Annotated in this window: 10 protein-coding genes, 2 tRNA genes and 1 riboswitch; of the genes, 11 read left to right on the top strand and 1 reads right to left on the bottom strand. The window is 51.0% G+C overall.

The window, feature by feature from the left end; genetic code table 11:
- Positions 1-56 precede the first annotated feature (56 nt).
- From ACRC53_RS07850 to ACRC53_RS07810, 9 genes are all read left to right on the top strand, one after another.
- Positions 57-133 (top strand) — tRNA-Asp (locus ACRC53_RS07850).
- Positions 134-237: 104 nt separating this feature from the next.
- A tRNA-Trp gene (locus tag ACRC53_RS07845) sits at positions 238-313 on the top strand.
- Positions 314-490: 177 nt separating this feature from the next.
- Positions 491-594: riboswitch (TPP riboswitch) on the top strand.
- Between the two features lie 267 nt (positions 595-861).
- Positions 862-2,910 (top strand): phosphomethylpyrimidine synthase ThiC, encoded by a 2,049-nt coding sequence (thiC, locus tag ACRC53_RS07840; RefSeq protein ID WP_438642925.1) that lies wholly within the window; start codon positions 862-864, stop codon positions 2,908-2,910.
- 428 nt (positions 2,911-3,338) lie between these two features.
- Positions 3,339-4,019, top strand: a complete 681-nt coding sequence (thiE, locus tag ACRC53_RS07835; protein ID WP_438642927.1) for a thiamine phosphate synthase — start codon at positions 3,339-3,341, stop codon at positions 4,017-4,019.
- A complete protein-coding gene (locus ACRC53_RS07830) occupies positions 4,006-4,764 on the top strand; it encodes a HesA/MoeB/ThiF family protein (protein WP_438642924.1) in 759 nt (252 codons plus the stop codon). The genes thiE and ACRC53_RS07830 overlap by 14 nt, the downstream gene beginning before the upstream one ends.
- Positions 4,761-5,030 (top strand): sulfur carrier protein ThiS, encoded by a 270-nt coding sequence (gene thiS / locus ACRC53_RS07825; RefSeq protein WP_438642923.1) that lies wholly within the window; start codon positions 4,761-4,763, stop codon positions 5,028-5,030. Before ACRC53_RS07830 ends, thiS begins: the two co-directional genes overlap by 4 nt.
- A gap of 4 nt (positions 5,031-5,034) precedes the next feature.
- Positions 5,035-5,829 (top strand): thiazole synthase, encoded by a 795-nt coding sequence (locus ACRC53_RS07820; protein ID WP_438642922.1) that lies wholly within the window; start codon positions 5,035-5,037, stop codon positions 5,827-5,829.
- Positions 5,826-6,956: a 2-iminoacetate synthase ThiH gene (thiH, locus tag ACRC53_RS07815; protein ID WP_438642921.1), complete on the top strand. Its 1,131-nt coding sequence runs from the start codon at positions 5,826-5,828 to the stop codon at positions 6,954-6,956. Before ACRC53_RS07820 ends, thiH begins: the two co-directional genes overlap by 4 nt.
- A 47-nt stretch (positions 6,957-7,003) precedes the next feature.
- Positions 7,004-7,324, top strand: a complete 321-nt coding sequence (locus tag ACRC53_RS07810) for a hypothetical protein (RefSeq protein ID WP_438642920.1) — start codon at positions 7,004-7,006, stop codon at positions 7,322-7,324.
- A gap of 27 nt (positions 7,325-7,351) precedes the next feature.
- Here the strand turns inward: ACRC53_RS07810 and ACRC53_RS07805 are convergent, their stop codons facing one another.
- The gene (locus tag ACRC53_RS07805; RefSeq protein WP_438623219.1) at positions 7,352-8,308 is read right to left on the bottom strand and encodes a LysR family transcriptional regulator; all 957 of its coding nucleotides are present in this window, start codon (positions 8,306-8,308) and stop codon (positions 7,352-7,354) included.
- Positions 8,309-8,402: 94 nt separating this feature from the next.
- Between ACRC53_RS07805 and ACRC53_RS07800 the strand changes: the two genes are divergently transcribed.
- Together ACRC53_RS07800 and tsrA are read left to right on the top strand one after the other, a co-directional pair.
- Entirely contained in the window at positions 8,403-9,593 is a 1,191-nt protein-coding gene (locus tag ACRC53_RS07800; protein WP_438642919.1) for a multidrug effflux MFS transporter, read from the top strand.
- A gap of 204 nt (positions 9,594-9,797) precedes the next feature.
- Positions 9,798-10,073, top strand: a complete 276-nt coding sequence (gene tsrA, locus ACRC53_RS07795; protein WP_438623217.1) for an H-NS-like global regulator TsrA — start codon at positions 9,798-9,800, stop codon at positions 10,071-10,073.
- The last annotated feature ends 7 nt before the right edge of the window (positions 10,074-10,080 follow it).

Genomic DNA, 10,080 nt, shown 5'->3' with positions numbered 1-10,080 from the left:
AACTGCCAGGCATCAAATTTAGTCATCTGCGCAAGCGGGTGAGCAACAGAATCGGTGGTGTGGTAGTTCAGTTGGTTAGAATACCGGCCTGTCACGCCGGGGGTCGCGGGTTCGAGTCCCGTCCACACCGCCACTGATTGGAATAAGCCCAGCTTAATTGCTGGGCTTTTTTTCGTCTGTAATTTGCCCAATTGGTAGATTGAATAGCGTACAGATTGTTTATATAATTTTTTTCATAGGGGCGTAGTTCAATTGGTAGAGCGTCGGTCTCCAAAACCGAATGTTGGGAGTTCGAGTCTCTCCGCCCCTGCCAAAACGTGGTCTAGTTATCTTTATCAAATCAGACCCGATAAAAATTTCATAAAAAAAGCCTAGCAGCAATGCTAGGCTTTTTTTATGGCCACCGCGTGGGTAACAGGAGAGTGCTGTAGTGATCTTCTATGCTGCACAAAGGCGGCGCTTGTTTCCATACTGAAGCTTGTTATACTCAAGGCTCTTGTCGGAGTGCCATTTGGCTGAGACCGCTGTTGTAACGCGGGATCCGTTGAACCTGATCAGGTTAATACCTGCGAAGGGAACAAGGGTTGGAAAACAACTCAGAATATGTTGAATCTTGTTGTGTATGATAATGCTCTGGTGAGTTACCCGTGTAGGCTGACGGCATCAATCTAGAGTGTATTTTGTTTATCATACTGATTTTAAAGTTAATTATTATTAATTACACAAGAGTATCTTTGGCTACCACTACAGGATATCGGTTATTGCTGATATCTGGTGGTTGCCGTAATGGTTAAGACTTACTGAGGTTTACCGCTCTACTCTCGACAAGCATCTCTTATCTACGGATTAATAAGGAATGCTATGTCTTCTACATCATCTCTTGATTCATCACGTACTGTGGTGATCGTCTCTTCTGCCGAATCTTCTGGTCAAGCGCAGCAAGCGCCTACTCGTCAGGCAAGTCGGGCTGCGGCAAAGACCTTTCTTGATACGCTACAAGCTTATCCTTATCCCAACTCCCATAAAGTGTATTTACAAGGTTCACGCCCCGATATTCGTGTTGGTATGCGTGAGATTACACTGGTACCAAGTTTGGTGGGTGGCAGTAAGGTCTCGCCTATTTATCAGGATAATCAGCCAGTTAGGGTGTATGACTCATCAGGTAATTACAGTGATCAGCATGCGGATATTCAGATTCAATCTGGCTTACCTTGTTTACGTACAGCATGGATTGATGAGCGTGCAGATACCGAAGTATTGCCTGAGGTGAGCTCTGTATTTACCCGTGAGCGGCTAGATGATCCGCACTACTTTGCTTTGCGTTTTCCAGTATTGCCGGCGGTACGTAAGGCAAAATCTGACCGCTGCGTAACGCAGTTGCATTATGCGCGTCGGGGAATTATTACGCCTGAAATGGAGTATATCGCTCTGCGCGAAAATATGGTTCGTGCGGATAATGCCGATCCGCATTTGGCACATCAGCATGCTGGCGTTCATGATGGCCAGCCGTTTCCGGTACAGATCACGCCTGAGTTTGTTCGTCAGGAAGTGGCTGCTGGGCGGGCAATTATTCCCGCCAATATTAACCACCCTGAAGCTGAACCCATGATTATTGGGCGAAATTTTCTGGTGAAGGTGAACGCTAATATTGGTAACTCTTCGGTCAGCTCTTCGGTTGAGGAGGAGGTGGAGAAGTTGGTGTGGGCAACCCGCTGGGGCGCTGATACGGTGATGGATCTGTCAACGGGGCGCTATATCCATGAAACGCGTGAGTGGATTTTACGTAATAGCCCAGTACCGATTGGCACTGTTCCGCTTTATCAGGCCTTAGAAAAGGTCAACGGGATAGCGGAGAATCTGAGTTGGGAGGTTATGCGCGATACGTTGATTGAGCAGGCCGAGCAGGGGGTCGATTATTTTACGATTCATGCCGGTGTGTTGCTGAGGTATGTACCGATGACGGCCAAGCGGCTGACCGGTATTGTCTCACGTGGCGGTTCAATTATGGCGAAGTGGTGTTTATCCCACCATAAAGAAAACTTTTTATATCAGCATTTTACCGAGATTTGCCAGATCTGTCAGGCGTACGATGTGTCTCTTTCATTGGGTGATGGTTTGCGCCCCGGCTCAATTCATGATGCAAACGATGAGGCGCAATTTGCCGAGCTGCGAACGCTCGGTGAGTTGACCAAAATTGCGTGGCAGCATGATGTACAGGTCATGATTGAAGGGCCAGGACATGTACCGATGCAGCTGATTAAAGCGAATATGGAAGAGCAGCTAAAACATTGTGATGAAGCACCGTTTTATACCTTAGGCCCGTTAACCACTGATATTGCCCCCGGTTATGACCATATCACGTCAGGCATTGGGGCGGCGATGATTGGCTGGTATGGCTGTGCGATGCTCTGCTATGTCACACCGAAAGAGCATTTAGGATTACCGAATAAAGAGGATGTGAAAACGGGGCTGATTACCTACAAGTTGGCAGCACATGCGGCTGATTTGGCAAAAGGGCACCCAGGCGCGCAGTTACGTGATAATGCGTTGTCAAAAGCGCGCTTTGAATTTCGTTGGGAAGATCAGTTTAATTTGTCACTCGATCCGGTAACTGCGCGGGCATTTCATGATGAGAGTTTGCCACAGGAGTCTGGCAAGGTTGCACACTTTTGTTCGATGTGTGGACCTAAATTTTGTTCGATGAAAATATCACAAGATGTACGCGAATATGCAGAAAACTTGCAGGTAAATGCGCTGAAAAAGCCGCAAGAAACTCTGATTGTTGAGGAAGATGCCGAGCAGGGCATGCAGCAAATGTCTGCCCAATTTCGGGCCTCTGGCAGTGAATTGTATCACACTGCAATATCCGATATTACGCCGCAAGCGCCTGCTAATTCGGAGCCGGTATAATGCAAAGCCGTGAAGTTATCGCGCGCGGGATCTGGCAACAGGCGATGCAGCGTGGATTGGTGACGACCGAATTTGATGTGGCGATGTGGTCTGCACATGCGTTGCAGCGAGAAGATTCAGCCTCGCGGGAGTTGTTAAATCAGCCGGTAGCGGGGGGCTGGGTTGACCGCGGTTTTCTGCCTAATGGCCAAATGGTTTCTGTCTGGCGGCCACATGAGAGCAGTGAGCATTGGTTGCTGGCTGCTTTATCGGTGATGCCACAGCTTGGTTTTGATGGATTAGATGCTCTGGTGCTGGCTGGTGCGTTTGCCAATACGCAGCAGTATTCTTGGCCGTGTGATCGTGCTGACTTTCCGCGTGTGGATTATGGTTTTTTAACCGACCGTTTGTCTACCGATATTCCGGCAACATCAGAAGCTTCTATCCCTATGTTTGCTCGCTGTTTTTTACCCAATGAAACGGCCGCGCTGGGGTTTTATCCGGTTGTGGATAGTGTGCCCTTGCTGCGGCAACTGTTGGCACTGGGTGTGACTACATTGCAGTTGCGGATCAAGCAACCGGCTCTATCCCTTGAAAATACCATTACCGAAGCGGTGGCATTGGGCCGTCAGTATCGGGCTCGGTTGTTTATCAATGATCACTGGCAACTGGCCATTGCTGCTGGTGCATACGGTGTTCATCTGGGGCAAGAGGATCTGTTGCACGCTGATCTTGTGGCTATTGCACAGGCTGGTTTGCATTTAGGGATATCAACGCACGGCTACTATGAGTTGTTGTGCGCAGCCCACTGGCAGCCAAGTTACATTGCGCTGGGGCATATTTTTCCTACCACCACCAAACAGATGCCTTCATTGCCGCAAGGGGTGGCGCGTTTAGCCACTTATCAGCAACTGGTGTATGACTATCCAACGGTTGCTATTGGTGGAATAGATCTGGGCAATGCTGCAGAGGTGCTGGCGACCGGCGTTGGCAGTGTGGCCGTGGTGCGGGCAGTCACGCAAGCGTCTGATCTGCCGATGACTGTGGCCTGCTGGCAGCGGCTATGCGCAACATTACAGCCAGAGCGGGATGCGGTACAAAAGCCGGAGGTTGCCAATGTTAACCGATAAGCAGTTTATCCGTTTTAGCCGCCAGATCATGTTGCCTGAGGTGGGGGAAGCCGGACAGCAGCGGCTGGCACAGTTGCGCGTATTGCAAATTGGGGTTGGCGGGCTGGGGTGCAGTGCAGCGCAAGCCCTGTTGTCTGCTGGCGTGGGGCAGTTGGTCTTGGCTGATGATGATCAGGTTGATGACTCAAATTTACCGCGCCAATTGCTGTACCGTGATGCCGATGTCGGGCGTGATAAAGCGACCGTTGCAGCAACTTTTTTGCATCAGCTTGTGCCAGATGCGCTGATCCGCCCGATTTCACGGCGGGTTACTGCAGAGATCCTGGCGCTGGAAGTTCCGTTGGCTGATCTGGTGCTCGATTGCAGTGATAACGTACAGACACGTCAGGCGGTGAATGCCGCCTGTGTTCAGGCGGCAAAGCCGTTGGTGAGTGCGGCAGCCATTGGCTGGCAAGGGCTGTTGATGAGCTTTTTACCGCAGCAAGGCTGTTACCACTGCCTTTTCCCTGATACGGGAAATAGCCCTCAAAATTGCCAGACGCAGGGTGTTATCGGCCCATTACCCGCTATGTTGGGCCATTGGCAGGCGCTTGAGGCGCTGCGGATTATGCTGGCGGAGAAGGCTGCTGGCACACTGAACTTACGGCCGCAATTGGTGAAAATTAACGCTTGGCAGGGGCAGTGGCAGGTGCTTTATCCTGCCGCAGATCCGGCCTGTGTGGTGTGTGGAGCAACAGCAATATGAGCATCTATCAGGATAGGGAAATGCACGGTGAGGTAGCGGTTGAACCGGTGTTGTCGATCACACCAATATCTGTTCGCGTCAATGAGCAGCCCATGCAGGTGACCGCTGGGCTGAGTATCAGTGCACTGTTGCAGCAGTGTGCCGTCAATCCGCAAGGGTGTGCATTAGCATTGAACGGCCAGATTGTGCCACGCAGCTGTTGGGGCAGCACGCCATTGCATGATTGCGATGATGTCATGCTTTTTCAAGCCATTGCCGGAGGTTGAGAGAATGAAATATCAGAAGGATAAAGCGAATGATCCGCTGCGTATTGCCGATCGGCTGTTTACATCACGGCTACTGACCGGCAGCGGCAAGTTTGCCTCGGCGACGGTGATGCAGCAAGCACTGGCTGCATCGGGATCAGAGCTGGTGACAATGGCGTTAAAACGGGTGGATTTACAGCAGCCCGATGAGCCGATTTTACGCGCGCTGCATACACTCCCTGCATTGCACTGGCTGCCCAATACCTCAGGTGCGCGGGATGCGCGCGAGGCTATTTTGGCCGCTCATTTGGCGCGAGAGGCGCTGGGAACACACTGGCTGAAATTAGAGATCCATCCTGACCCTAAGTATTTATTGCCTGATCCGATTGAAACACTCAAAGCGGCCGAAGTGCTGGTTGCTGAGGGTTTTACCGTGTTGCCCTATTGCCATGCTGATCCGGTGCTGTGCAAGCGTTTGGAGGAGGTGGGGTGTGCGGCAGTGATGCCACTGGGTGCGCCGATTGGCAGTAATCAGGGGCTAAAAACAGCGGAGTTTTTGCAGATTATCATCGAGCAGGCGCGTGTGCCGGTGGTGGTCGATGCTGGTATCGGCTCTCCGGCCCATGCTGCGCAGGCGATGGAGCTAGGTGCCGATGCGGTGCTGGTCAATACCGCGATTGCGGCAGCGCGTGATCCCGTGGCGATGGCGCGTGCGTTTGCGCTGGCGGTACAGGCCGGAAGGTTGGGGTATCTGGCCGGTCTTGCGGGGGCATCACAGCAGGCGCAGGCCAGCAGCCCGCTGACCGGATTTTTGCTATGAGAGAGTCTTTTACATCATTAACCCCAGTAGCTGATAGGCTAAGAGCCTTGAATTGGGATGATATTCGTCTGCGTCTTTACAGCAAAACCGCTGCTGATGTTGAACGCGCGCTGACGCGATCTCAGCTTGATTTAGATGATTTTCAGGCACTGATATCACCGGCTGCTGCGCCCTATCTTGAGCAGATGGCGCAGCGGGCGCAGCAAAAAACAGTGCAACGATTTGGGCGGGCGGTGCAATTGTACATTCCCCTTTATCTCTCGAATTTGTGTGCTAATGAGTGCAGTTATTGCGGATTTTCGATGAATTTACCAATCCGCAGAATGGCACTTAATCCGGCACAAATTGCGCGTGAGGGGCAGGCTATCCGCAGCCGCGGTTATCAGCATTTGCTGCTGGTTTCCGGAGAGGCGGAGACCAAGGTGGGGATGCCCTATTTTGTGCAGGCACTTGATCTGTTGCGTCCTAACTTTGCCCATTTATCGATGGAGGTACAGCCGCTGGATGAGGCTCAGTACCGTGAGCTGGCCGAACACGGGTTGGATGCCGTGCTGGTGTATCAGGAGACCTATCATCCGGTCAGCTATGCCCAGCACCATCTGCGAGGGAAGAAAAAAGACTTTCACTGGCGTTTGGAGACACCTGACCGGCTCGGTCGGGCAGGGATCAATAAAATAGGCCTTGGTGCGCTGTTTGGCTTGTCTGACTGGCGTACTGATGCCTTTTTTGTGGCGCAGCATTTAACCTTGCTAGAGCAGGTGTATTGGCGTAGCCGTTACTCGATCTCTTTTCCACGCCTGCGCCCTTGTGCTGGCAAAGGGGCTCAACAGTCAGGTATGAGTGAGCGTGAGCTGGTGCAGCTTATTTGTGCCTATCGTTTGTTTAATGATCAGGTTGAGTTGAGTCTGTCGACCCGTGAATCGGCACGCTTTCGTGATCAGGTATTTCCGCTTGGGATCACGGCGATGAGTGCCGAGTCATCAACCCAACCGGGTGGCTATGCTGAGCAAGATGCACGTTTAGAGCAGTTTAGTATTGATGATAATCGCACGACCGCAGAGGTGGCCGCGGCTATTTTAGCGCGCGGTTATCAGCCAGTATGGAAAGACGGCGAGCATTTACTCTGATAAGTCACGGTTGCGGCCTGTGGTGTTGCTTCTGGGGGGATGTGCGGTTGTGCTTCCCCCCTAATTTAAAGGAGATATTTAACCTCATATTCAGCAAGATAGGTTTTCATCCTGCTTATATCGCTTATATCGCTTATATCGCTTATATCGCTTATATCGCTTATATCGCTTATATCGCTTATATCGCTTATATCGCTTATACCGCTTATACCGCTTATACCGCTTATATCCCTGATATAGGCTTCTTTTTGCTTTTGCTTTTGCTTTTGCTTTTGCTTTTGCTTTTGCTTTTGCTTTTGCTTTTGCTTTTGCTTTTGCTTTTGCTTTTGCTTTTGCTTTTGCTTTTGCTTTTGTTTTGTATCCCTTAATAAGTATTGGTTTTTGTGGCTTGGTGGCTATGCCGTGACAGCGGTGGCTGGTAAGGTCAGCCGGTTTGATAGAAAAGTTCGCAGCCAGCGGTGTGCGGGATCTTGTTCATGCCGTTCATGCCAGAGCATTTGGTAGGCGACGGTCGGTGGCTGTAGCGGCAGTGGCAAGGTGGTCAGCGGATAGTGCGCGGTAACGTGGTCGGCAAAACAGCGCGGCACGGTAAAAATCAGATCAGTATGACAACAGATGGCGACTGCGCCAAAAAAATCGGGAACGCTGATGGGCATGTTGCGCTGCAAGCCGCGGCTGGCCAGCAGATAATCAAGTGACCACCACTCTCGCCCTTCACAGCGGGCCTGCACATGTTGCATGGCCAGATATTGTGTCAGATCCCACGGTTGTTGTAGCACCGGATGCTGCGCGCGCAGCAGACAAACGTGCTCATCGGTCAGCAGTGTTTCAAAGCAGAGACCAGCCGGCAGTTGGTTGAGTTGCTGATCAGTACTCGGATACAGTTCGCGAATGGTGAATGCCAGATCAAACTGCCCTTCGGCCAGCCCTTGTAGTGAGAGTGCACTCCACAAATGGGTGTGCAGTTGCAGGCGCGGTGCGCTTTGCAGCAGGCTGTTAATGAAGCGCGGTAGCAGTGTTTGATAGGCGCTTTCGAGCATCACGATATTGAAGTGGCGCTCACTGCTGGCGGGATCAAATTGCGGCGGGCGGGTTAATAGGTGCAGCTCATGCAGGATATTGCCCAGTGCCGGAGCCAGTTGTTCAGCATGATAAGTGGGGGTTAAGCCGTGCGCGGTGCGGAAAAACAGCGGGTCATCAAGTTGTTCGCGTAGGCGAGCGAGTGCTTTACTCACCGCCGATTGTGACAAGTGCAGGCGCTGGGCTGCGCGCGAAACGCTGGACTCTTCGAGCAGCACATGCAGGCAAACCAGCAAGTTAAGATCCAGACGAGACAGGCGATCAAGATTCATAGATATTCCATTAAGGAAAATGATATCGGAAAAAAAGCCATTTCACTTCATATCAGCACTCGAGTAGGGTAGCGCAAAAAACACAAGGTGCAATATGAATCCACGTAACTTAATTGGTTTGTTGGTGCTGCTGGTGATGTTTAGCCCGCTGGCGATTGATATTTATCTGCCGGCGATGCCGCTGATGCAGCAAGATTTACAGATGAGTACGGCGCAAGTGCAGTCAACGCTGGGGCTGTTTTTACTCAGTTTGGGCGTTGGGCAGATTATTATCGGCCCGCTGACTGACCGTTTTGGTCGTCGCCCGGTACTGCTGGCCGGTATCAGTGTATATGCAGTCGCCGCGTTGCTCGGTACGTTGTCTGATCACTACTGGCTGCTGCAACTTTCGCGGATAGGTCAGGGAATTGGGGCATGTTCGACCTCGATTGTGGCGTTTGCTGCCGTGCGCGACTGCTTTAATGCGCGTGAAAGCGCCAAAATGTACTCTTATCTAAACGGTGCGCTGTGCATTATTCCCGCATTAGCACCGGCGCTAGGCGGGGTGTTGACGATTCAGTTTGGCTGGCGCGCCTGCTTTGCCTTTATGCTGCTGTTTGCGGTGCTGGTGGGGGCGGTGGCATGGCGTTTTATGCCGGAAACCCGCCCGCAAAATACGGTACACAGCGGCCGTTTATACCATTGGGCGCGTTATCAGCCGATTTTGCAGTCACGTACGTTTTTGCACTATGCGGCTATCTGTATGGCGGGAATGACCGGTATTCTCAGTTATGTCACTTACGCTTCAATGGTGCTGGTTGGCCAGTTACAGTTAAGTGAGCTGCAATTTAGTGCTTGGTTTAGCGGCAACGCCTTAATCAATATTGTGGCGTTCTTTTTAGCGCCAAAAGTGGTGCTAAAGCTGGGTGAGCGCCGTGCGGTATTGCTGGGTCTAACGGTTTTTGTCAGCGCCGGTTTTGTGATGCTGTTCTCTGCACAGGTTCTGCCATTATCAGCACCCGCTTATATGTTGCCGATGGCACTGCTGTGTACTGGCTTTGCGCTGATGCTGGGCCCCGCTTCTGCGCTGGCATTGATGCCGTTTGCTGAGCGCGCGGGTACGGCTTCTGCGTTATTAGGCTGTATTCAGATGGGCGGTGCGGCGCTGATCGCATTTATTATCCAGCAAATAGGGTTGGATGCCCGTTTAGCGGTGGCATTGAGTGTGATAGTGGTTGCCTTACCAGTCTGGTTATTGAGTCTAAAATTTTGCAGAAAATGCGTTACTGAAATAATTACTGAATAAATAAATAAAAAACTGAGCACAATGAGGCTTTGCCCGCTATTCAAGCGGGCTTTTTTTCGTCAGAATGCATAAAAGTATATTCACAGGGTATACTCTGTGTATTGTTCAGTAAAACAGCCACGCAACGTACTAATAAATCCTGCAATCTATTTCGTAGATTGTGCGATTTCCCATTCCTACACCTTATTGTATAGAAGAAGTGCTATGTCATCGTTTACTACATTTGAAATGGCCAAAATCATGAATCAACTGGAAGACTCTCCAGAGAAAGTGATGTTTGGTCGGGTATTGAAAGAATTGTGCACACAAAGCCCTGAACGTATTCGCTCTGCCGCGCGGCATGTTGAGATCAAAGAGCTGCGTGATTTAGTTCACCAGTTGCAAGTGGTTATCAGTGAAAAACGTGAAGAGCGTAAAGAGCAAATTTTACGTGCGATGGCCGCAGAAGGGATCGACCCACAAGATTTACTCGGTGAGTAATTGTCGG

The organism is Plesiomonas sp. (genome assembly GCF_051652165.1).
Taxonomy (GTDB): domain Bacteria; phylum Pseudomonadota; class Gammaproteobacteria; order Enterobacterales; family CAMTGL01; genus Plesiomonas.
Note: the sequence above shows the minus strand (reverse complement) of the source record. Positions and strands in the feature narration are given on the sequence as shown.

Bases quoted from the DNA above. Each gene is read 5' to 3' on its own strand.
- thiC (WP_438642925.1), top strand. From the start codon at position 862: ATGTCTTCTACATCATCTCTTGATTCATCACGTACTGTGGTGATCGTC.
- thiE (WP_438642927.1), top strand. From the start codon at position 3,339: ATGTTTGCTCGCTGTTTTTTACCCAATGAAACGGCCGCGCTGGGGTTT.
- ACRC53_RS07830 (WP_438642924.1), top strand. From the start codon at position 4,006: ATGTTAACCGATAAGCAGTTTATCCGTTTTAGCCGCCAGATCATGTTG.
- thiS (WP_438642923.1), top strand. From the start codon at position 4,761: ATGAGCATCTATCAGGATAGGGAAATGCACGGTGAGGTAGCGGTTGAA.
- ACRC53_RS07820 (WP_438642922.1), top strand. From the start codon at position 5,035: ATGAAATATCAGAAGGATAAAGCGAATGATCCGCTGCGTATTGCCGAT.
- thiH (WP_438642921.1), top strand. From the start codon at position 5,826: ATGAGAGAGTCTTTTACATCATTAACCCCAGTAGCTGATAGGCTAAGA.
- ACRC53_RS07805 (WP_438623219.1), bottom strand. From the start codon at position 8,308: ATGAATCTTGATCGCCTGTCTCGTCTGGATCTTAACTTGCTGGTTTGC.
- ACRC53_RS07800 (WP_438642919.1), top strand. From the start codon at position 8,403: ATGAATCCACGTAACTTAATTGGTTTGTTGGTGCTGCTGGTGATGTTT.
- tsrA (WP_438623217.1), top strand. From the start codon at position 9,798: ATGTCATCGTTTACTACATTTGAAATGGCCAAAATCATGAATCAACTG.